This window comes from Bradyrhizobium sp. Leo78, assembly GCF_059512425.1.
In genome coordinates this window covers 94,353-114,575 of record NZ_JCAMOT010000003.1, presented here as the reverse complement: position 1 = coordinate 114,575, position 20,223 = coordinate 94,353, and the positions used below count along the sequence as shown (strand labels likewise).

General features: G+C 57.0%; 20 protein-coding genes and 1 tRNA gene. 5 read left to right on the top strand and 16 right to left on the bottom strand.

The window, feature by feature from the left end; translation table 11 throughout:
• The first annotated feature begins 75 nt into the window (after positions 1–75).
• On the top strand, positions 76–510 hold the full coding sequence (locus AC5ZG1_RS05190) for a hypothetical protein (RefSeq protein ID WP_496132166.1): 435 nt from the start codon (positions 76–78) through the stop codon (positions 508–510).
• Between the two features lie 88 nt (positions 511–598).
• Here AC5ZG1_RS05190 and rlmB read toward each other — a convergent pair whose 3' ends face one another.
• Positions 599–1,423, bottom strand: coding sequence for a 23S rRNA (guanosine(2251)-2'-O)-methyltransferase RlmB (gene rlmB, locus AC5ZG1_RS05185; RefSeq protein ID WP_456644642.1), 825 nt, complete (start codon positions 1,421–1,423; stop codon positions 599–601).
• Between the two features lie 206 nt (positions 1,424–1,629).
• On the opposite strand from rlmB, the gene AC5ZG1_RS05180 reads away from it, so the two are divergent.
• A tRNA-Tyr gene (locus tag AC5ZG1_RS05180) sits at positions 1,630–1,715 on the top strand.
• 673 nt (positions 1,716–2,388) lie between these two features.
• Here AC5ZG1_RS05180 and AC5ZG1_RS05175 read toward each other — a convergent pair.
• From AC5ZG1_RS05175 to AC5ZG1_RS05150, 6 genes are all read right to left on the bottom strand, one after another.
• The gene (locus AC5ZG1_RS05175) at positions 2,389–3,600 is read right to left on the bottom strand and encodes a hypothetical protein (protein WP_496132165.1); all 1,212 of its coding nucleotides are present in this window, start codon (positions 3,598–3,600) and stop codon (positions 2,389–2,391) included.
• Positions 3,601–3,993: 393 nt separating this feature from the next.
• On the bottom strand, positions 3,994–4,854 hold the full coding sequence (locus AC5ZG1_RS05170; RefSeq protein ID WP_496132164.1) for a TIR domain-containing protein: 861 nt from the start codon (positions 4,852–4,854) through the stop codon (positions 3,994–3,996).
• A gap of 136 nt (positions 4,855–4,990) precedes the next feature.
• Positions 4,991–6,169, bottom strand: coding sequence for a His-Xaa-Ser system radical SAM maturase HxsC (gene hxsC, locus AC5ZG1_RS05165; RefSeq protein ID WP_496132163.1), 1,179 nt, complete (start codon positions 6,167–6,169; stop codon positions 4,991–4,993).
• Positions 6,166–7,617 carry a His-Xaa-Ser system radical SAM maturase HxsB gene (gene hxsB, locus AC5ZG1_RS05160; protein ID WP_496132162.1) on the bottom strand — a complete coding sequence of 484 codons (1,452 nt, stop codon included), beginning with the start codon at positions 7,615–7,617 and terminating at the stop codon, positions 6,166–6,168. Before hxsB ends, hxsC begins: the two co-directional genes overlap by 4 nt.
• A gap of 14 nt (positions 7,618–7,631) precedes the next feature.
• On the bottom strand, positions 7,632–7,970 hold the full coding sequence (locus AC5ZG1_RS05155; protein WP_496132329.1) for an HxsD-related protein: 339 nt from the start codon (positions 7,968–7,970) through the stop codon (positions 7,632–7,634).
• Positions 7,951–8,241: a hypothetical protein gene (locus AC5ZG1_RS05150; protein WP_496132161.1), complete on the bottom strand. Its 291-nt coding sequence runs from the start codon at positions 8,239–8,241 to the stop codon at positions 7,951–7,953. The genes AC5ZG1_RS05155 and AC5ZG1_RS05150 overlap by 20 nt, the downstream gene beginning before the upstream one ends.
• A gap of 448 nt (positions 8,242–8,689) precedes the next feature.
• On the opposite strand from AC5ZG1_RS05150, the gene AC5ZG1_RS05145 reads away from it, so the two are divergent.
• The 3 genes from AC5ZG1_RS05145 to AC5ZG1_RS05135 all read left to right on the top strand — a co-directional run bounded on the left by AC5ZG1_RS05145 (position 8,690) and on the right by AC5ZG1_RS05135 (position 13,760).
• Entirely contained in the window at positions 8,690–10,003 is a 1,314-nt protein-coding gene (locus AC5ZG1_RS05145; RefSeq protein ID WP_496132160.1) for a S1C family serine protease, read from the top strand.
• A gap of 304 nt (positions 10,004–10,307) precedes the next feature.
• Complete coding sequence (locus AC5ZG1_RS05140; RefSeq protein WP_496132159.1) at positions 10,308–12,728, top strand: MrcB family domain-containing protein; 2,421 nt, start codon at positions 10,308–10,310, stop codon at positions 12,726–12,728.
• 3 nt (positions 12,729–12,731) lie between these two features.
• Positions 12,732–13,760, top strand: coding sequence for a 5-methylcytosine restriction system specificity protein McrC (locus tag AC5ZG1_RS05135; RefSeq protein WP_496132158.1), 1,029 nt, complete (start codon positions 12,732–12,734; stop codon positions 13,758–13,760).
• 364 nt (positions 13,761–14,124) lie between these two features.
• Here the strand turns inward: AC5ZG1_RS05135 and AC5ZG1_RS05130 are convergent, their stop codons facing one another.
• The 9 genes from AC5ZG1_RS05130 to AC5ZG1_RS05090 form a co-directional block, all read right to left on the bottom strand.
• Complete coding sequence (locus AC5ZG1_RS05130; RefSeq protein WP_496132157.1) at positions 14,125–14,967, bottom strand: hypothetical protein; 843 nt, start codon at positions 14,965–14,967, stop codon at positions 14,125–14,127.
• Between the two features lie 165 nt (positions 14,968–15,132).
• Entirely contained in the window at positions 15,133–15,336 is a 204-nt protein-coding gene (locus tag AC5ZG1_RS05125) for a hypothetical protein (protein WP_496132156.1), read from the bottom strand.
• Positions 15,333–15,548, bottom strand: coding sequence for a hypothetical protein (locus AC5ZG1_RS05120; RefSeq protein ID WP_496132155.1), 216 nt, complete (start codon positions 15,546–15,548; stop codon positions 15,333–15,335). The genes AC5ZG1_RS05125 and AC5ZG1_RS05120 overlap by 4 nt, the downstream gene beginning before the upstream one ends.
• Positions 15,545–15,727, bottom strand: coding sequence for a hypothetical protein (locus tag AC5ZG1_RS05115; RefSeq protein ID WP_496132154.1), 183 nt, complete (start codon positions 15,725–15,727; stop codon positions 15,545–15,547). Before AC5ZG1_RS05115 ends, AC5ZG1_RS05120 begins: the two co-directional genes overlap by 4 nt.
• On the bottom strand, positions 15,724–16,770 hold the full coding sequence (locus tag AC5ZG1_RS05110) for a hypothetical protein (protein WP_496132153.1): 1,047 nt from the start codon (positions 16,768–16,770) through the stop codon (positions 15,724–15,726). Before AC5ZG1_RS05110 ends, AC5ZG1_RS05115 begins: the two co-directional genes overlap by 4 nt.
• Before the next feature lie 135 nt (positions 16,771–16,905).
• Positions 16,906–17,385, bottom strand: a complete 480-nt coding sequence (locus AC5ZG1_RS05105) for a DUF968 domain-containing protein (RefSeq protein ID WP_496132152.1) — start codon at positions 17,383–17,385, stop codon at positions 16,906–16,908.
• Positions 17,382–19,223: a DNA cytosine methyltransferase gene (locus tag AC5ZG1_RS05100; RefSeq protein ID WP_496132151.1), complete on the bottom strand. Its 1,842-nt coding sequence runs from the start codon at positions 19,221–19,223 to the stop codon at positions 17,382–17,384. Before AC5ZG1_RS05100 ends, AC5ZG1_RS05105 begins: the two co-directional genes overlap by 4 nt.
• A 160-nt stretch (positions 19,224–19,383) precedes the next feature.
• The gene (locus AC5ZG1_RS05095) at positions 19,384–19,647 is read right to left on the bottom strand and encodes a hypothetical protein (protein WP_496132150.1); all 264 of its coding nucleotides are present in this window, start codon (positions 19,645–19,647) and stop codon (positions 19,384–19,386) included.
• Positions 19,644–20,126, bottom strand: a complete 483-nt coding sequence (locus tag AC5ZG1_RS05090; protein WP_496132149.1) for a hypothetical protein — start codon at positions 20,124–20,126, stop codon at positions 19,644–19,646. Before AC5ZG1_RS05090 ends, AC5ZG1_RS05095 begins: the two co-directional genes overlap by 4 nt.
• Between the last annotated feature and the right edge of the window lie 97 nt (positions 20,127–20,223).

Here is a 20,223-nt window from a genome sequence, read left to right as displayed (position 1 = left end):
AACCGGTTTTCCGAAAAGATCATGCTCAAACAAAGAGATGAGCCAACAAGAACACACCAACAGGAGAGTGGCGTAATGCGTAAGATAATTTCAGGAATGGTCGCGGCAGTCGCGGTCATGGCCGCGGCACCCGCAATGGCGTGCGGGTACGGCTCGTGCTCGCCGTGCGGCTCTTATGGCTATTATGCCAGCCCCTGCGCGCCGCCGGTCTACGCTGCGCCGGTCTATTCCGCACCGGTCGTGAGCTACAACTACACTTCCGGCTGCGGCGGCTGTGGCGCTGGTTATGGCTGGGTCACCCAGCGGCTCCCGGATCCGGAGCAGCAATACTACTATGTCAACCAGGGGCCGACCTATACCGGCCCGGGTAACTGGGCGCCGGTTCCGACTTATCGCGAGAGCGGAGTCTCGTACTATCGTCCGTTGCGTCCGCGCTACTATCGTTCGCACTATCGCTACGGCCACTCGCAGTATTACCACGGTCAGCGCGTGCTGCGCCGCTACTACTGATCTGATAGGCGCTCTTGAAATTGGCGCCCGTTCGCCTCGTGCGAGCGGGCGCTTTCATTTGCCTCGAGCTACTTCGCTCGAAGACGCTCTACATCAGGCCAAGCCGGCTTGCGCCGATATAGAGCGCGAGCACCGCGGCGTTCGAGACGTTGAGGCTCTTGATCTCGCCGGGCATGTCGAGCCGCGCCACCACGCTGCAGGTCTCCCGCGTCAGCTGTCTCAATCCCTTGCCCTCGGCACCGAGCACCAGCGCGAGCGGCTGCCGTAGCGCGACCTGGCTGAGATCCTCGCTCCCTTGGCTGTCGAGACCGACGGTCAGGAAGCCGCGCTCGTTCAATGCGGTCAGCGCGCGGGCGAGGTTCTGCACGGTGACCAGCGGCACCAGCTCCAGCGCGCCGGAGGCCGATTTCGCGAGCACGCCGGTCGCCTCGGGGCTATGGCGGGCGGTGGTGACGATCGCCTTCACCGCGAAGGCCGCGGCCGAGCGCAGAATGGCGCCGACATTGTGCGGGTCGGTGATCTGGTCGAGCACCAGCACGATGCCCTCGGGCTCGAGCGTATCGATATCGGGCGAGGGCAGGGGATCGGCTTCCACCAGCAGCCCCTGATGGACCGCATCCGGTCCCAGCCGCTGGTCGATGGTGCTGGGGCGGACGATCTCCGGGGGCACCCGGGTGTCGATCCGTTCGTCCGCCAGCCGCTTCGCCGCATTCTCGGTTACGAACAGCTTGCGGATCCGGCGCTCCGGATTGGCAAGCGCCAGCGAAACTGTATGCCAGCCGTAGAGAATCACCGGCCCGTCGGCGTCCGAATCGCGGCTGCGCCAAACCGGCCGCCCGGCCGATTTTCGTCCTTTTTCGAATGGTTTAGCCCCGCCGCGGCGGAATGGGGGCTTGCGGTCACGATCGCTCATCAGGGGCGTTGTGTCACGGGTTCCGGACAATGGCAATTTTGCCGGCAAAAGGATGCCGATTAACGGCTTGCCTTGGTTGACTTTGCTACCTCCCTTCGCTCATAAACGCGCCGGCCGCGCACCCCGACGGGTCCCGCGGTCACCAGCGTCACCGATTGACCTGTCCGCCGCCACGTTGGGCGGGTGGCGTCCGACGCTGTTGGGACGGGGGAGTGTCCCGAGTGGCAAAGGGAGCTGACTGTAAATCAGCCGCCTCATGGCTTCGCAGGTTCGAGTCCTGCCTCCCCCACCAATAATTTCAATGGCTTAGGTAAGAAAATCAGATGCCGCCCGCGCACGAGATTTTTCGAATGCTCCTGAGCCCCACTCCAAGCCCCACTTATGCCGGTGCTAGATCACCCGACGAAAGGCGAGGTTGCCGCTGGCTCCGATTGCCAAGTTGGCGCCCCCGTTATTAAGAGCCCACACTGCTTCGATTCGAGGCGAAGGGGGCAAGGCTAGTGTTCAAGGGTGCACCACACGACAGCCAGCGCTGTATCAGTCTGTCGTGCGGGGGTGTGCAGGCCGCGAGGGCGCCAAGTTGGACATGATCTTCAAGCGAAGCTGTCGAAGCGCGCTCTGAGCATGGCAAAGCGTCAGGATGATCGCGCGGCGAACACGAAGCTCAAGGCTATTGCGTCTGGTCAGATGCTCCTCGCAAAAGCAATGCGTCTCATTGGCTATTTCGACGCCGAGAGCGCAGAAGTTTCATCTGCGGCAGTGTAAGCAGCAGATGATGTACGGCGCCATCATGTATGACCGCGACCATGTCATCCGGGTGGCAGGCTTGCTGAAAAAAACGGAAAGCGAGCAAATGAAATACATAGATGATCAGTAACTCATCAACCGCGTGATTTGGTGCGCGCTGCTCGCGCCAGAATTGAGCTTGGGCGTTCTTCGAGGCGCGCGCCGCGCTGCATCCCTGCTCAAGCCTTGGGAATGTTGAATGCAAGCACGGTCAAGACTAGCAGGCGATCCGGGTCGTTTTTGCTCCGAAAGATGTAACGTCGCCGCGTCTCACCTTCCTTGCGGTCTTCCCTCATGAAGTTCGGGTGGCTCTCGATGCTCTTCCAGAGTTCTCCTAGCATGTAGGTGAAGTCCTTCAGCTTGCTAAACATCATCAGGCAAGCCTTCGTGTCCCTCCAAGTGAGATAGCCGAGAAGCTGGTCGATGGCGTCATGGGCGACTTTCGTGCCGCCCCAGAATTTGCACTCCGCAATGAAGACGTTTCGGTCTTCCACGCGAATGAGAATATCCGTCTTACCCTCACTGTTGAAAGCCTCTGCTGTCCCGTCGCCGCGGTAGTGGCCGTTAAGCGGCACCAGGAAGTGCTGGCGAAGGCTTTCTTCGTCCAGGTTCACGAAAGCATCAGGGCTGCGCTCCATGACCTTGGCCATGGACTCAATGATCTGAAGGATATGCTGATAATCATCCTCAATCAGCTCCGGCTCGGAAACGAACGCTTTCCGCCTGCCGTTTGACAGGGAGGCTGGCACGGGCTTGCGCTGGATCTGCGGTGCTTTGTGGCTCGTTGGAACGGGGAGCACGGGTTTCATATTTAGCCCGATCGAGGCTGCCATGTTCCTTGCGTCGAGGAGCCTCTTCTTTCGAGCTTCAATATCCCGGAGGATGTTCTTCCTAAGATTGTCATTATGCGGCTTTGCGAGGTCGCGTTGCCAGCCAAGATAGCGCTCGATGTCTGCCAGTGTCTGCTCAAGCATACTGCGGACTTGGGGCCCGTCCAGGTTCCTACCGGTGACTGTCAGCACCAGTTTGTTGCCAGCGTTTACCCGCGCGCTCGGCGGCATAGAAATATATGAATTTGGCTGATACTCGAAGAACATGCCGTTACCCTCGAAGGGCACGGTTAGGTAAATTTGCAGCGCAGGCACGTTGATGCTGCGGCCGTAGTCGTTGACTTGCTGCATGATTTCCTGAGGCTCGCTCAGAACCTCTTGGTCCCGGCGAAGGACAGGGATATCAACGCGATGATGCGCTTCGACGATGTCGGCAAGATCTTCGGCGGGCTTCTGAAGAATGTCCTCCGGGTCCATGCTGGCCACGGAGTTGCTGGCATCGCGACCCTTCTGGTGAACGTAGTCGCTCAGGCTGTGGGTCGAAAACAGGTAATCCGGCATAGAACGGCCTCATTCGAATCAAGGTAGCTCAGCGGGGGAGAGAGGACAGGGTAGGTCGGCCAAAATGCCTGTTCAACCGGTAGTCGGGAGGCGAGGGACGTGGTCTGTAAGTGGTTGGCGGACAATCCGGCAAAAAGACGGTATAGGGCCGCGCTGGTTGTACAAAACGACCAGCTTAGTCAACTTGGTGATTGGGCGTCCGAGCTGAAGAAGCTCTGGCCGTGGTTGGCGTGCGCTTGCCGGAAGCCCATGTTCGTATCGCCCCCGATGAGCGCGCCGACGGCGATCAAGAGTGCCGCTGTCGTTTCTTCTCGTTGATTTCCATCTGCCGTCCGGTATGCATGGATCATGTTCCGACTACTCGGCCCGGTCGCTCGGCCGGAAGCACCGGCATCATTCGAACACAGCGTAGTCGCTGAAATCCGTCGACCCGTCATCCGCGATGACATAGAAAAACTTTAGATAGTCCTGGTCGTCTCCGAAATAGCGATGCTTTGCTGCTTCGATCTTTATGACGACGTACAAGCCCGAAGTGTTTCTGGCGATGAGATACTCTCCGATCTGAACATCTCGGGTTCGCGATGTAAAATCGTAGCTAGATGCGTCTTTGATCTCGTCTATTGATTTTGCGCCATATGCGACGGCGATGCCGTTGATGGTAGGGGGATCATTGTAGGCACGGATGCCGTTTCTTATGCCACCTTGCCACTTAATCTCGAATGCGCTGTCTCCACGCCCGATCACGTAGTGGCCGTCATGACTTGAATGATCAAACTCGACGGTTCCAATAACAGAAGTCAGTTGCGGGGGAGGTACTTTTGATGCCTTTCCTGGCTCTGGAATCAGTAATTTCTTGCATAAGAGGTTCGCTACCTGCGCCTCGTTGAAGTTTGCCGCCGGTAGATAATGGATGTTCTTTGACATCCCCTCGGGCCACGCGTCGTCAAACCTGATCGGCAGAATATATTCAGAGCGAATCGATATCGCCTTTTCAAGCGCAGCTCGCCGTTCGTGGCGTGTCCATTGCTTGGCGCAATACGCCTCGGACACAAGCATGATTACATAGCTGGCATCTTTCGAGTAGATGCGGTGGAGTTCCTCAGATAGATCCTTCCCCCAAAGGTCGGCGAGATAGAGTTCGTCGTAAAAAACCTGAACTCCGCGAGCTTGCAGATGCCTAGTCAATTGAGAAGCGTAGCTCCGCTGTTCCCCGGCAAATGAGATCGCTACTTGGTAGGCCGGGACGCTGGACATCGTATATCTCGTAGAATCACCCTCAGGATGAGTGATTGGGTAGTTTCCCCCTTTTATGACAAGATTTTGTGGTGATTGCAAAGTCTGCTCGTAAGCCCAGACGACCGATTTACCCAATTTCATTGGAGGCGCAGGGTCAGGCGATGGGGCGGACGCCGCGACTGAAGCGCGTACGTCCCGATGTGAAAAAGCCGCTGCATCGCGCACGCTCCGAGCACGATTTGCATTCTTCGACGTATCCGTTCTTCCAGTCGGAAATGGACTGGACCGCGAAGGGCCATACGGCTGGATCGAGAGTGCAACGCGGCAGATTGTATATCGACACGTTGACACGCGCGGCGCTGAGAAGCTCGACCGCTTCAGTCAGCTCGGTCCTGTAATCCTCGGGGTCAATCCACAACAACGCATCATTTGCGAGCGCAAAACCGGTATTCTCCATCCCCATTATTGCCACGTGGTCAACGAACGGAAAATTGCGAGACAACCAACGGCAAGTCTGTGCGATAGTAGGGGCGGTTAGCGCATGCAGGACGATCCTGATTTCAACGCGTTGACGACGATCCTTCAGCTTAAGAATGCCGAGGATCGTCTCGTCAAAGGCTCCTCTTGCTTGTACGACATGATCGTGAATGTGATCGACGGCCGAATAGACCGGTATTGCCGCAATCAAGTTTGGGTGCTGAGCTGCACTCCAAGCACCGACGATCTGAGATTCTGAGAATGCTCTGCCGTTTGTCAGCACTTGAATCGCGGTGTTCGGCAACTGGTTGCGGCATTCGGCGATGATCTCTACAAATCTGCGCCAGTTGGTCAACGGTTCGCCGCCCGTAAATGTAAGGGACGGCAGACCCTTGTCGAGGAGCGGCAAACTTTCCGATATTTCGTCCAAGATCCAATTGTCGTCCACGTCCTTTGGTGGCTGTGAACACATTAGGCAGTAGTTGTTGCATCTCTCTGTGACCAAGAACGAGTTATGCTTCGAACCATGTCGGTAAAGCGAACGAACGCGCTTGGAAGCGTGCTGAAAGCCGATAACATCCCCGTCGGCCAGGTAATCGAATTGACTTGGCAGGACTATCGATCGTTCCGATCCTTCTGCAAGGATCGGCGCTAATCCATCGCCAACTCCAAGCATCGATCGCCAATTGAGTGACCTCGCGCGATAGAACTCTTCGATCGTTCGAATGAGCGCGAAATCGAAGGGGTTTTCCGTACCTGATTGGTCTGGTCGGTTGAGCCTTACCACGGAGCGTTCGCGGCATGGATCTAGACCATGACAATCAAGGGCCATACCGGATAATTGTAGCTTGATCACGTAGCCCAACTCCGCAGAATTGCTGCATCCGACGGTGTCTCTAATATCTCAAGAAGCAGGCGCATAACGCCCTTTTGTCTCGCGCAAAATGCGGAAAGGGGCTTGATGCCGAGCGCATCACCCTGCGTGGCGTGGTGATAAACCGGATCAGCGCCACAATGGGGCTCGAATACACAGCTTGAGCATTCCGGAGCACATTGAGTTAGCGACGAAGAAATTGCCTCAATGAGTCGATCCGACATGATTAAGGAGCTATAGTCGTCGTTGTCGACATGACCGAGACGAAATGTATTGTCACCTGTTTCAGCGAGCATACGGCCTTCGTCTGAAGCAAAAACGCTGCCGTCATAATTGTAGACGAGTGCGCCGATACCGATCCCTGCGGGACTGCGAAGGTCGACATAGCCGATTGGTCGATCTGACATCATCCTGGAGAGGATGAGTGCGGCATAGAACTCTCTAAACGGTCTGCCGGAGCGATTGATTTCGATAATTCGACGTAGGCCCCGCTCGTAGAACGCGAGCCATTTCTCTATATCATATCGATCATACTGCTTCGTTTTGATGGCGAAGCCGAAAGGCGAGAGCGGCCTGAGGAAGATGCCGTCCAAGTCGAGTTGCAGGTACTCATCGATTATCTCGTCGACACGATCCAAGCTCGCTTCGGTCGTGGTCATTAACGCTCCGACCCGGTCGGAACCAAGCACCTCTTTGGCGCGCCTTAGTCCGTTGACGGCAAGGTCGTGGCTATTACCGCCCGGTCTTGGACGATTTCTGTTGTGCAAGTCTGCAGGACCATCCAGTGAGGTCGAAATGAGCACGTCGTTCTGTTTGCAAAAAGCAAGAATCTCGTCGTTTAGGAGTGCAAGGTTCGAGGCGATGACAAAATCCACGGCTTTTTTTGCTGCGATGGATCGGTCCCTCGCCGCCGAAACGATCGTTTTGATCAGCGGAAAATTTAGAAGCGGTTCACCGCCTTGGAACTCGATCTTTATGCGTGGAGAATGGCTTTGAAAAGCAACATCGAGGGCGCGCTGGGCGATCTCCTCGGTCATGTCGAACCGGGAGCGATCTGTGCTTTGCCGAGAGACTTGGCAATAGGGGCAAGAGTGTTCGCAGCGAAGGGTGACCACGAAGATATGCAGGGGCGTGACTTGACGTAAGAATGACATTCGACTGCGAAGTCGTAGAGCTAGTAGCTGCCGTTGAGATTGCTGGCCTTCGCGAGTGACCAAATGAGCGGCATAAGCACGCTCATAAAGTCCATCTCCAGGTTGGAGCTGCAAATCAACTAGCTTGTTGAGCTCAGTCTGAGTCAATCGAACAAAGTCTCCGACCAAGTTCGCGACTAGGTATTCATTGGAGCCCATTCGTTCGAAATTGAATGGCAGCAACGACAACGCGTCGCCTGGGGCACTGAACGCCTCAGGCGGTAGAAACTTGGCCATATCGAATCCGTAGATTAGCTGCCTTGAGATGAGGCGAGGGAGCCGAAGGCGAGGGCGAGAATCACGTTCCGCATGCCATCGGTCCTCTCCGCAACGCGCAATCTCAAATTCTCATCGGAGACGATTTCAAGAAAACGCTCTTTGAGTTCGAGGCCGGTCAACGGTAAGCGCGAAGTCGATTTTGACGCGAGATGGCAGACAAATCGATCCGCATCTCGTTCAATTTGACACGTCGCTATCCCAACTAAGCGATAAATAGCCGCCTCGAGCGCCCCCAAAGTTTGGACGCTCGAGTCGAAATCGACTGTTACGCTTACGGTAGGTGCGCTTGCGTTAGTACCGGCTAGAGGCATGGGACGCATGAGACGCATGGGAGGCGTGCGACGAGTGTCCGGCCACAACGATCGTTCCATCCGACTGCGTGGTTGTCACAAAGCCAAGCAGCTCTTCGCCCGCTCGCACAAAAGCATTGGGCGTGAGCTTTGCCGTCGCGCTATGGTCGTTTTGACCCAAGGTTTCTGCATCAGACCTAGCTGCCGGTGCCGCTTCGGCGGTCGGCATAGCAACGGTGGTGAGAGAAGCAAGAGCAGCGCCGAGCGACAGAATGTTCTTATGATTTTTCATCACGTTCCCCAATGCGTAAAGCAGTAATGAGCTACATCGCGACGGCTTATCGCGTCTAGATGAAATCGAGAACCGGCGGTAGATAAATAGTCGAGTACAACCCCCGCGTCACTACGTAAATACCGCCTCGCTCACGGGCTCGCAAGACGGTCTATCCATGAATCGACAAACCCGCCGAGAACGAGCGCAGTTTCTTCTGGAGTGCCTCTTGCGGCCATCCCGCGAATCGCTGCGGGCCCAATACCGCTTCACCGAGCGCGGCTCTCGTCGAGAAGTGTAAACTAAAAAAATGATCTTCTATGAAAACAATTGATGGCGCCGCTCGCCGCGCAGCGTCATGTCGCGCGGTGGAATTGGAGTAGAGACTAAAGTGGTAGCGATACGTTCGCTTCTATCTTTGCTTCCTGCAAAGACTCGCGCATAACGTGCAAAAAAGCAGGAAAGTATAATGCGACGCCGTTTCGTTGGTTCTGCCGCGTTTGCGGTGCTCCTTGTTTTCTCGTCGAATGCAGATGCGGTGGCGCAGTCGCTCGAGCTTCTTCAATCGCGACCGGGACAGCCTCTGCCACCCATGGGCGGTTACGGTCGAGTGAATCCCAAGGCGAAAGCCGACGAAAACGCTAAATACCAAACGTTCCTCGGTGAAAAGCAAGAGCGCGAGATTGCAGCGCTGAAGCAAGGCGAAAAGCCTTCCCCATACATTGGGGCAGGACTTTACGACCCTCGCCAATTCGTGTCTTTCAATGTCCCCGCTCTAACCCGAGGGCCATGGATCGTCAGTATCGATGGCGGCAGCCCGGCGTCTGCCGCTCAGCTTCAGCGTGGGGACGTGATCATAGAAGTTGACGGAAAGCAGGTCTCTTCGCCAGCTGACGTTGTAGGCATCGTGACGTCGAAGGCAATCGGCTCCGAGCTAATGCTTACTGTGGTGAGAGACGCACGCGACATTAATGTGTCTCTCAGGATCGGAAAGCGGCCGAGTCTCGTGGGCCTCGAGGACGAAGTCGCAAAGAATGTCTATGAGCTCTGCAGCTCAAATGTGATTCAAAGCGAAGGCGCAAATGGAGCAGAAGCGCGTGCTGCGAAGCGTCTTTGTACACTTGCGGTTATTCAAACTCACGAGAAGACAAACCAGCCATTCTTCGAAAAGCTCAAGAGTCAGTTTTCTTCGTGCGATACCTCCAATTCAATTCTGTCCGACACGGGCAGGCAACAGGTCTACCGTTCGAAAAAGGCGATCGATCTCAGCGATGAGGATCTCGCCACGATCCTTCGTATCGCTGGGTTCTGTGGTATGACCAAGCAGCCCGATTTGCCGGCATCCTTCGCGATGTGGAGTGCGTCTTCGTCTGTATTAGGGACTTACGGCGCTGATCGAAGGAGGGAAACCGCAGGCTTTGTCGAGGCGCGTCTCATGGTTGAAGATGCCAAGCTAAGAAGTCAGAGGGAAGCGCAGCACGTAGCCTCGTTGGCCAGCGCCGGCTACAAGCCCATCTCAATCCGAGAACTGAAAATTGACGCGCGTGCTCTTCACGGTCAGAAAGTCGCTGTCAGCGGTCTAATGATCCTCGTCGACAACAATACCGCGGCGCTGCTGCAGAACCAGCAGGATTACAACCCTGTCGGAGTTTTGCTCGGGCAGGCGTCCAGGGAAACCAGAGAGCAGACCATCGGGCGCTGCACGAGTTCGCGCGGATGTCAGATCGAGCTCAAAGGGACCGTGATTGGTGACCGCAATTCCGCATGGATCGCTGCTGATTAGTAGCGCCTTGTTGGGGCTGGCAGCGGTCGCCCCTCACGCTATCGCGATCATGGCAGCCCGCCGACTCCGATCGAAAGCGGACTGTAGACGCGCATATCTCGTTCTTCGAGCGTGAGTTGGAGTGGTTTCGGCGCGAGGTCTAGACCAGGGCGCGCAATTGTGAAGGTGCAGCAGTCAGTGATTGGCGCGGAACGAACGTCGCGTTTCGGGATGTCGTTAATTTTGCGGCTCGACGGAGACCGGTTTATGTTTATACCTCAGATTGCGTCAGTAACAGCAGTTTTAACTTTCGAATGAGGGCGATGTGAGCCGGTTTGCTTGTGAAAAGGACATCAGCGCTGTGCTTCGCGCCGCTGCACAGTGGCGCGACCATGCCCTGCTGAGCCAGGAGTCAATGTTCTCCTCCGAGAAGGTGTGGGCGACGCAAAATATCGAAACCTTGAACGAGGTTTTCACCCTCAACCCGGACGAAACGGATCGATCGTTCCTCAACAAGTTGAAGGATCAGTTGGCCAGCAGCAGCCCTCAGGTCAAAATGCTAGCCGCGGAAGTCATGTGGCTGCTGTTGTTGAGCCCGAGCAACCTTTCGGCGCGCACCAAGCGCTCGCGCATCCAGCAGATTTGGGATTGGTCAGGGGTAGCGTGGCCGGAAAGTAGCCCGCTGGTTTCTGACGAAGTTTTGTCGGGGATTGGCAGTGCCGGCCCCGGGTTCAATAATCATCGGCCGCGCGAACTGACCTTCTGCATCAATTTTCTTTTGCAGTTTCGATCGCTTTCATCGGACGAGCAGACACAACTGCTGCAAGACCCTTGGAAGTTCGTATCGTGGCTACAGAACGTCGCTGACGCGCAGGCGCGGCAGTTTCGTCATATGCTTGTCTTTTTGTTGTTTCCTGACGACTTTGAGAGGATCTTTTCGGCTGGTGATCGCACAACAATTGCCGACCGGTTTGGAAACATTCCACGCGCGCAAGTGGCGAAAATGCCGGCCAATGAACTCGATCGACACTTGCGTGCTATCCGAACAGCTCTTGAAAAAGAGCTAAACACAGCCGATCTCGACTATTATTGCAGCCCGCTTAAAGAGCGTTGGCAGAAAGATGTAATATCTTTAGCGGCGGGACTCACCCCGGAGCACGTCCTCGAAGCCATCTCAAGGATTGATACCGAAGGGGTTCCTTCGGGAGCCAGGTCATCGACCTATGACCTTGTTATCGGCGAGAAGCGTTATCCGCCCAAGCTGGTCCTATCGTACGCGCTCGAAAAGCTTACCGGATCGGTAGTACCGCGATCTGATTTCGCTGGTGGCGAGGACACTGCTGCTTTCGCAATACTTCGCGAGCTTGGCTTCTCGATCGTTCAGAAGGACCTGGTCGGCACTCTCATTGAAAAATTCTTAGTGCAAGCAGACGCCGGCGAAAGCCTTCGAACGAGTGACTATCCGAAGGAATATCGCGGGCTGCAAATCAAGGTCAGCTTCGGTCAAGGGGTGTTCTCGAGAGTGCCGTGGATCGCGTTTCTAGGCGCCGGCCAGAAAGTTAGCGAAGGAATCTACCCGGTCCTTCTTTACTATCGCGAAGCCAAGGTCCTAATTTTGGCATATGGGGTGAGTGAGACGCATTCGCCGCAGCAACGTTGGGCGAAAGTTGTTCAGAAGCAGACCGTAGGTTCATTCTTGAAGGAGAAACACAGTCGAGAAGCCGACCGCTATGGCGACTCGTTCGTCGATGTGGCGTTTACGGTGCCGGACGAACTTGATGTCGAGACTCTGACCGCTCACTTGGATGCGATGATACAGCTCTACATTGATGCGATCGCCCCGAGTTCAAACTTAGCTGCTGACGCACCGAAGGAGAGCGTTTCCGTTGAAGCGGCCCTCAGAGACATTTTTGTCGAACAGGAGGACTTTGAGAATTTTCTAGCAAGTCTAAGGCTTAACAAGAATGTGGTTCTTCAAGGCCCGCCGGGAGTAGGCAAGACATTCATCGCTCGGCGGTTAGCTGACGCATTCTTGGGCGTCGTTGATCCAGAACGAGTCCAGTTTGTCCAATTTCATGCATCATACGCATACGAAGATTTTGTCCAAGGTTATAGGCCAGACGGTAAAGGTGGGTTCCTACGAAAGGATGGCGTTTTCCTGCGCTTTTGTCGCCGTGCGGCGGCGGATATCAGCCGGCCTTACGTCTTTATTATCGATGAAATCAACCGAGCCAACTTGAGCAAGGTGTTCGGCGAGCTGTTTATGCTCATCGAGCGTGACAAACGTAAAAAAGAGTTCGCCGTCGAGCTTGCTTACTCAACCGATGACGATGAGCGCTTTTTCATTCCCAGCAATATCCACATCTTAGGGCTTATGAACACCGCCGATCGCTCGTTGGCGCTAGTTGACTACGCTTTGCGCCGTCGTTTCGAGTTTTTTGATATCGAACCCGGGTTCGACACTAAGCAATTCTACGACTTCATGATAGCTAGCAAAATCCCGGAGGCTTTAGTTGACCACATGCGGGAAGTGTTCGGTGCCCTCAACAAGGCAATTGCGGATGATCGCGATCTGGGGCGCGGCTGCATGATCGGCCATAGCGATTTTTGTGATCTGCCGGGCGAGGACGCGGCCGAAGACGCTTACAATCACCGCATCGAGCACAAGATTGTGCCGCTACTTCGCGAGTACTGGTTCGAAGGCACGAATGCGGAGGAGTGGCATCAACGTTTGCTAAAAAAATAGCTCATGGCCAACAGCATCCCCATTCAAAACGTCTATTACCTACTGTGCTACGCTTGGAACCGGCTCGAGCAAGCGGCCATCGCGGATATGAGCAGTCTTCCGACGACAAAGCTCGCAGATTTGTTCGCCGCCGTTCTTTACAAGGGTATCGATCATTTAGCGCGACGCGGGCTTGAGAAATGTTTCGACGTCCAGCATGAGACGGTTTCGGGCATTCGCGGCCGTATCGATTTTGGCGGTAGTCTGCGAAAGAACTCGTTTGTTCAGGGGCAAGCCGTCTGTGTGTTCGACGAGGTAAGTCTGAATACGACAGCCAATCGCATCTTAAATACAACGGTGAAGCAGTTATTGAGGTTTGGAGAGCTCGATCGCGAGCTCCGGTCCCATATGCGTGCAGTGGTAAGGTCACTAAGAGATATCAAAGAGATTGACTTAACCAGCGCGTTGTTTCGAAAGGTGCAGGTTTCTTCCAACCGGGCATATTATGGGTTCTTGCTCGATGTCTGCGAGTTTGTTCACAATTCGTGGTTGGTCGATGAGGCAAATGGTGATCGTAAGTTCCGCGACTTCGCGCGCGACGATGCGGCAATGGCAAGATTGTTTGAATCGTTTCTATTCAATTTCATTACCCGCGAATGCCCGCAATGGTCAGTGGTGCGGGAAGATATCAAGTGGGATGCGCGTAGCGCGACAGATCCTGAATTGCGCTATCTGCCGCGGATGCGCACGGATATCTCTGCACGACGCGGCGGAGAATACAAGATTATCGACGCAAAATTTTACACCAATACCCTAAGCAGCCACTACGATGTCGAAAAGCTCCACAATGCCAACCTGTATCAGATTCTGAGTTATCTCATGAATGCAAAGGCCGACGGGCTGCAACCCCACGGAATATTGATATATCCGCGCGTCGATCGCGACCTTCGTGAGGATTACATCATACTTGGGAAGACCATCTCCGTCCGGACAGTCAACTTGAATGCGCCGTGGACGTTGATCGATCAAGAACTCCGCCAGCTTTTGCAGTAAGCTAACGTATCCGGAGATGTTGCAATGCGAGCATTATCGAAATGCTAAGCGTTCATACCCAGCGTATGGAGGTGTCTGGCGCTAAAGCATTCTGGTTTATTGATTGAATGTCCACTTCTGGTCTTGGCTGTGCGAAAACGCGAAGACGTTCAACTGCGATAGAACAAGCATTTCGTCGATCTACGTGCGCACAAATTCGCAAGCAGAATCTCAGGTCGATATGGGAAGAACATTTTCGTCACGCTTCGACTTTTTGCGTTTTGACACAGCCTCCTTAGCAGACGTTGCGGCGCTCGGAGCCGACATCCAGAATTGACCCAACTCGAACTCTTTCGGGAGAGCGGTGCCGAGCGCCCTGCGAGTATCACTCACGCGGCCAATGATCGTCACCGCCGACAAATCCGGGCGGGAGGACGCAATTGCTAAGGCTGGCTTCAACACGGCCCGGTCTAAAGCTAGTCCGCTCGACAACAATCTCGCGCTCTTCGAGCCCCGGCTTGATGATAAGCTCGCGGCCAAAATAGTTATAGCGCTCCGGCGTAACGGCGATTGCTTTGCCCGTGTCAGGATTGATAGTCGCTTCGATTACCGTTTCGCGTGCGGCCTCCACTTGATACTTCACCCGTTCCGTGTCGGACGGGCTAGCAGGGTACCTAAAGACCCAGCACAGCCGCTTCTCTCGCCGTTCACTTGCCTGCCGGTCGGGGTGCTTCCGATGTGCAGCATCGGTGCTGCGCACCGGCTCGAAGCCCGGAATGTGACGTCCAGTTTCATTGCAGCTTTGCGCCTCGGCGTTGATTTCGTTCAGCCGTGCGATGATGTCACCAATCGCAGCGGCGTGTTTGTTGTACGCGCTGAGAAGTTCGGCCGCCTCGATCTCGACCGCGTTGCGGGCCGCTTCCGCACGCTGCCGGAAATGTTCGGCCTCAGCCTGCTTTTCGGCTTCCGCTTCGGACGCGAACGCCGTGGCGTGTTCCACATGTAGGGCAGTGATACGCGCGTCGAGACGTGCAACGGCCCGGCGCAGCGCGGCGACACTTTCTTCCATCTTGACGTGTGAAGCGTCGTCAAGCGTGGCAATACTGGAAAGCGCGCTTTCGATTTTCGCGCGGTGTTCGGTGATCTCGCTTTCGGCGCGAGCGATCTCAGACGCAATCGCGGTGGAGTTGGGCATCTTCTTTCCGAAGATGTGATTCAAGATCTTCATTGCCGGTTAGCCTTCGTAGATGTGGTGTGGGCGCGGTTCGCGGGGGTAATCAGCGACAGTTGGCGAGAGCTTCATGCGCGCGTAACCAGCGGTGGTAGGGCTGCTTGATCGAAAGAGCCTTGATATCGCCGCGCTCAATACGATTGGCCAAATCCTGATAATCAATCACTTTCCGAGCCCCTTCGTCATTTTGTATCCAAGGAACGCCAACACCCGCTCCCATAGTCCGCCCAAATCCATCGCCACCACTGCAACGAACCCAAACAGGAAAATTACCGGGATCAGCGCATAATCGAACCATCGCGACTTCTTTCCGCTCGACGGTCCGAGTAGCGTGCTGCGTCGGTTTCCGGTGGGCCAAACGCTCATGGCTGCACCTTTGAACGGTATGCCGCCAAAGCTTGGTCGTATCGCTCGAGGCACCGCTGCTGCTCTGCTTTGCAGAGATCAATGATGCGTTGCGCGGTACGGTCGCTAGTAGAGCCGTAAAGATGGCCGCCTTCGAGCAGCGAAACGACGCCGGCGAACACGGTCAGATTTGTGTGCGCGTGCGCCATTTCCTTGAGATGATCCTTCTTCATGACCGCACCGGATTACGAATGCATTCGATCACGTATCCAGGCCAGGCCACGAACGCGATGATCGAGAACGCGATTTGATCCTTGGTGCCGCGGTATGCGAGGAAGATGAATGCAGAGGCCGCTAAGCTAGCCGTGAGGTAGACCCAGAGGAGAGCCAGAGCGATGAGCAGCGCGCTCATGCCACCCTCCGCTTAAAGGAGACGTGGCTCCCATCTGGGCAAACCATCTCAAGTTCATGGGGGACTCGCCGGCATTCGGCTTCGGCTTCGCCGCGGGTGTATTTTCCCGCGTTGATGCGGTCGGTCGTATAGCCGGAGTATTGCGAGCGGTAATAAGCTTGCTTGTTGCGCGCCCAGATCAGGAATGTTTGCTCGGCGCCGAACAAGATGTGCTTGAGCAACTGAGCGCGCTGGAAGTCCATGCGCTCAACGGCGATGGACAGTTCCCGCTCAAGCCGGCTCCGGCGCACGCGCTCGTTCTGCCTGCTACGGAGATCGGCAGGCGGCGCGACATAGAGCGAATGGCTGCTTTCATTGAGCAGCTTCCCTCCGGCAATAACCCACCACATGTTGTTGATGTTGTAGTAGGCGGTGCCGCGGATGATCCGACCCTTGTCGTCAGCGAGCCAGACGGTCTGACCGTGGTCCAGGAGGGCACCGCCCTTGGCCTTTCGGTTGTAGTCGTAATGCCAGTGCGGCCGGCCGAGAGCCTTGTCGGTATGCCAGCTTTCGGCATAGCGCTTTTCGATGCGCTGCATCGCGGGCATATCGCGATCGTCCGACCGCGACACCTTGATCGGCGCCAGCGTCTCAAGCCAACGGATGATGCGCTTGAATTCGAGCTCGACGCGAAGGCGGTCGAGGTGATGCATGCGCGCCATCTTGTCGAAGTCATAACGCCGGCCGTTTGGGTTATCGAGCGGCCACGTCTCCGCCCAGAAATTGACCTCGACGACGCGGCCGGAAAGCCTGATCGAGGCTCGAAGATTTCCGCGCTTTGCCAGTCGATAATTCGGGCTCAGAGACCGATAGCGTTTGAGCGTTTCAGGGTCAGCCTTTACTTCCCAGCCTTTCCTCCTCATGGACTTCAAGAGGGGCGCGTAGATCTCATCACGAAAGGTCGGGTCGTTGGCATCGTCCTGCCAAATGTCGATGCTGCTGTCATGGATTCGAACATCGAGCGGAGGACGGCGACCCGGCGAGGACGCTGCTTCTTCCTTCATCATATTAATTCCCCTTGCTGGTCGAACAGCCGCCAGAAACTGGCACGCAAATCGGAGGCGGCGCGAACCAGGCGAGAACGTGAAGCGCCCCGTAGAAGATCGCGCAGCCGAGCACAGCGCCGAGAAGCCAATCCTTCATGGCGCCACCAACCGGCTCGGGATCGGATCGCCGTTGAAGCGCTTTCCCGCGATCGTCCGGCGCGCGGCCACGATCTTGCGTCGCTTCTCTTTTGGCTTTCGCGGCTTGGTCGACTTCGCGCGCGGAGGTCGCGCCGGCATCAGCTCGCGAGCGGCGCCGCCGGATTCGGCCCAGAGCTTCGCGGCGAGCGCAAAGGGATTGATCCCATGAACCTCGCGCCAGAAGCGTTCCTCGCCGATCTTGTGCTGCGCCAGCGCACCGGACTGATGATGATAGTGGCAGAGTGGCACCGTCCATTTGTCGTCTGGCTTCTCGCCCATTCCCGTGCTCGGCTTGCCGATCGCGAGGCAAGCCATGCGGATATGTGCGGCTTCGGCAGGTCGGTTGCAGTATCCAATGCAGCACGGCTGCGCGCGCACGTAGCGCAGGTGCGCCTCGTCTCGCTGCCTGGGGTGGCGCTGGCGGAGATCGCTCATTGAGCGCCTCGCGCGCGTGTTTCGACGACGGGCTGCACCATCTGGGCCGCATCCGCCATGATCGCTTTGACCTCCGCCTTCATCATTGAGACGGAGACGGCGTTGCCGATCTGCTTGATTTTCTCGGTCTTGGTGCCGACGAATTCATATTGCTGATCGTCGCCGTCGAATCCCATGGCTGCGGCCAGCTCGTGCGGCTCGAGCATCCGGAAGAGGATGTCGTATTGCGGCGTGGCCTCGACCAGGTTCATGTGGCCGGTCGCACAGATAGCCGGAACCGGCTGGTCGATGCCATGCGCGCGCGGCGACTGGCCCTCTCGCTCACCGAATTGCGCGGTGATGAAGGCCAGTTCTCCGCGGTTGGCTCCGGTCACTGTCGGTAGTGGCTCGGTAGATGGGTCCAACGACCTGTCGATCCCGCCGTCATGCGTCACGGGAACGACCATGGCGAACTCGCCGCCCTTTGCAGTCGTCAGGGTCGGGAGCGGTTCGGCGATATCGCGCGCACTGTTGCCGCCCTGCGTGTGGGTGACAGGCACCACCATGCCGAACCGCCCCTTTGACGTCACAGTCGGCAGCGGCTCCTCCGCGCTCTGGCATGTCTCTCCGGAGCCGGAGCCATAATACGGAGAGATCAGCACGTGGCTTTGCTTCGCCACCTGCGTCGGCGTTGGCTCGTCCACCGACCGCGGCGCGCCGCCAGCGTGACGGGAGAGCACGAAAGGCGCGACCAAGTAGCCGCCCCCATCACAGTTGGCAGTTGGTGCCGGCTCCTCGATCGAGTGCGCCCGGGTTTCGGCGTATCCGTCACCATGGCGATTGAGGATAAATGGCTCGACGAGGATCGGCCGTGCGCAGCCAGGGCGCGCCTCAACGCCTGCGCCGCCCGTGGTGATCGTCGGGAGCGGCTCTCCGGCGGAGCGAGGATTGCCGCTGTTCTGTGCCGAGAGGATGATCGGTTCGGCCAGCCCAATATGGGTCCCGTTCGCCGCGATCGTCGGCAGCGGCTGATCGACGGTCTGCCCAGCCATGTGGTTGCGCAGGACGACAAGGAACGGTTCGGGCCAACCGAACTTCTCGGCACCGGCATAGATGCGCGCCAGCGTTTTCTTGGCGAGCGGCTTCTTTCGGTTGAAGATCGATTTGCCCTTAATCGACCAGTCGATGATCTCGCGCGCCGGGCGCCATGGCTTCATGCCGGCGAATAGGAGCAAGTTGTCGGCGCGCCTGGTGTGCGTCAGCGGCGCCCAACCGACGATCTTGCGGTCGTTCCTCGCCTTTAGGATGAAGCGCTGGCGTGTCGTTGCGTCGCCATAGTTGGCCGAATTGAGTTTGCGCCATTCCGGCTGGAAGCCGAGCCGCTTGATGGTATCGATCCAGGCGCGGAAATATTCGCCCTTTCGTGAGCGCACCGGCCGGCCCGTGCGATGGTCGACCGGCCCCCAGGAGATGAACTCCCAGACGTTCTCGATGATGATCCGCTTGACGCGTAGCTCGGTCAGCCAGGTAATGATGTGCCACGGATCCGAGCGCTGCTGGTCGGAGGTCGGTTTTCCGCCGCGCGCGACGGAATGATGCGTGCACGTCGGCGAGGCCATCAGCAGATCGAGATATCCTTCCGGCACGATGATGTGCGGGCGCACGGTCGCGATGTCCTGCACGTAGTGCCGTGCCTCTGGATGGTTTTTCTGGTGCGTCTCGATCGCAGTCGGCCAGTGGTTGACGCAGACGAGATCCATCTCGACGCCGAGCTCGGCGAGCGCTCGCGCGCATCCGGTCGACGAGCCTCCAGCACCGCACAACAGGTCGGCGACGAGTATTCTGCGACGTGCGCGCATTACTGGAATCTCCGCGCACGCTGCTCGATGTCATTCCCATAGGAATGGAGGTCGACGGGTTCGCGCCGACGGCTCTTCCATTCCGTGAAGCCGATCAAGTAACCGGCAGCAAAGATCGCGAACGCGCATACCGATAAGATTGCCACGACGGACTGATCCATCACGCGTCCCCCATTTCTTTCGCGATCAGGATTTGCTTCGCCTCGGCCAGCGCGTCGTCGAAGTGATTGAGAACGACGCGGGATTGAAACCGCTCCGGCGTGTTGAGTAGGCATTCGATCACGTCGACGTCGGAAGACGTGTCCAGCCCGTCGTGAAGGATCGCCGCGACCAGATGAGCCGCCATGCAATTAACGATCTCGGCGCGGCTAATGGATTCCAGCGGACGGCGGAACGGGACCACCGTAGTGACGTGCTTATTCATGCTGCGTCGCTCCGGCTGATGTTTGACGTCGGGCGGCGGCGCGCGAAGTAAATCTTCGTGTTGATCCGCAATCGCAGCCGGCGAAGGGTGTCCCATTGGTCGATGTCGGCTGAGGTCCAGGCCCGATCCGGGCTCAGGTCCGGCGTGATGCCCATAAGTTCGGCGCGCACAGCGAGCCATTTCGGAAGCAGCATCAGGACGAATTCACCGGCGCTCTCCGGTAAGATGGTGCTCTGCTTTATCGGGACGTAGATGCGCGGCCGCTCGGCGCCGTCCCGCGAACACTCGATCGAGGCCGGCTTGTCCTGGTGCTTCACCAGAAGCACGCAGACGAGGCTCGCTGCATGCCAAGACCGATAGGTGATAGCCGATCGCGTGTCCCGCTTGGCCGACTTGAACTCGGTCGCCGCGGCGCGCAGCTCGACCTGAACCATCCCGAGCGCGATGTCGAACTTTTCGGAGTGGGTGAGGCTGGTCATCAGAGGCCACCCAGCGACAGCGCAGCGAAAATGAACACGGCAATGCAAAAAGCGCTGATCGAAACGAAATCAATGAAAGCTTCAACGAGGTCGGACA

Bases quoted from the DNA above. Each gene is read 5' to 3' on its own strand.
- AC5ZG1_RS05125 (WP_496132156.1), bottom strand. From the start codon at position 15,336: ATGAGCGTTTGGCCCACCGGAAACCGACGCAGCACGCTACTCGGACCG.
- rlmB (WP_456644642.1), bottom strand. From the start codon at position 1,423: ATGAGCGATCGTGACCGCAAGCCCCCATTCCGCCGCGGCGGGGCTAAA.
- AC5ZG1_RS05155 (WP_496132329.1), bottom strand. From the start codon at position 7,970: ATGCCTCTAGCCGGTACTAACGCAAGCGCACCTACCGTAAGCGTAACA.
- AC5ZG1_RS05095 (WP_496132150.1), bottom strand. From the start codon at position 19,647: ATGAATAAGCACGTCACTACGGTGGTCCCGTTCCGCCGTCCGCTGGAA.
- AC5ZG1_RS05130 (WP_496132157.1), bottom strand. From the start codon at position 14,967: ATGAAGATCTTGAATCACATCTTCGGAAAGAAGATGCCCAACTCCACC.
- AC5ZG1_RS05100 (WP_496132151.1), bottom strand. From the start codon at position 19,223: ATGCGCGCACGTCGCAGAATACTCGTCGCCGACCTGTTGTGCGGTGCT.
- AC5ZG1_RS05190 (WP_496132166.1), top strand. From the start codon at position 76: ATGCGTAAGATAATTTCAGGAATGGTCGCGGCAGTCGCGGTCATGGCC.
- AC5ZG1_RS05120 (WP_496132155.1), bottom strand. From the start codon at position 15,548: ATGAAGAAGGATCATCTCAAGGAAATGGCGCACGCGCACACAAATCTG.
- AC5ZG1_RS05170 (WP_496132164.1), bottom strand. From the start codon at position 4,854: ATGTCCAGCGTCCCGGCCTACCAAGTAGCGATCTCATTTGCCGGGGAA.
- AC5ZG1_RS05110 (WP_496132153.1), bottom strand. From the start codon at position 16,770: ATGAAGGAAGAAGCAGCGTCCTCGCCGGGTCGCCGTCCTCCGCTCGAT.
- AC5ZG1_RS05145 (WP_496132160.1), top strand. From the start codon at position 8,690: ATGCGACGCCGTTTCGTTGGTTCTGCCGCGTTTGCGGTGCTCCTTGTT.
- AC5ZG1_RS05150 (WP_496132161.1), bottom strand. From the start codon at position 8,241: ATGAAAAATCATAAGAACATTCTGTCGCTCGGCGCTGCTCTTGCTTCT.
- hxsB (WP_496132162.1), bottom strand. From the start codon at position 7,617: ATGGCCAAGTTTCTACCGCCTGAGGCGTTCAGTGCCCCAGGCGACGCG.
- AC5ZG1_RS05135 (WP_496132158.1), top strand. From the start codon at position 12,732: ATGGCCAACAGCATCCCCATTCAAAACGTCTATTACCTACTGTGCTAC.
- AC5ZG1_RS05090 (WP_496132149.1), bottom strand. From the start codon at position 20,126: ATGACCAGCCTCACCCACTCCGAAAAGTTCGACATCGCGCTCGGGATG.
- AC5ZG1_RS05175 (WP_496132165.1), bottom strand. From the start codon at position 3,600: ATGCCGGATTACCTGTTTTCGACCCACAGCCTGAGCGACTACGTTCAC.
- AC5ZG1_RS05105 (WP_496132152.1), bottom strand. From the start codon at position 17,385: ATGAGCGATCTCCGCCAGCGCCACCCCAGGCAGCGAGACGAGGCGCAC.
- AC5ZG1_RS05115 (WP_496132154.1), bottom strand. From the start codon at position 15,727: ATGAGCGCGCTGCTCATCGCTCTGGCTCTCCTCTGGGTCTACCTCACG.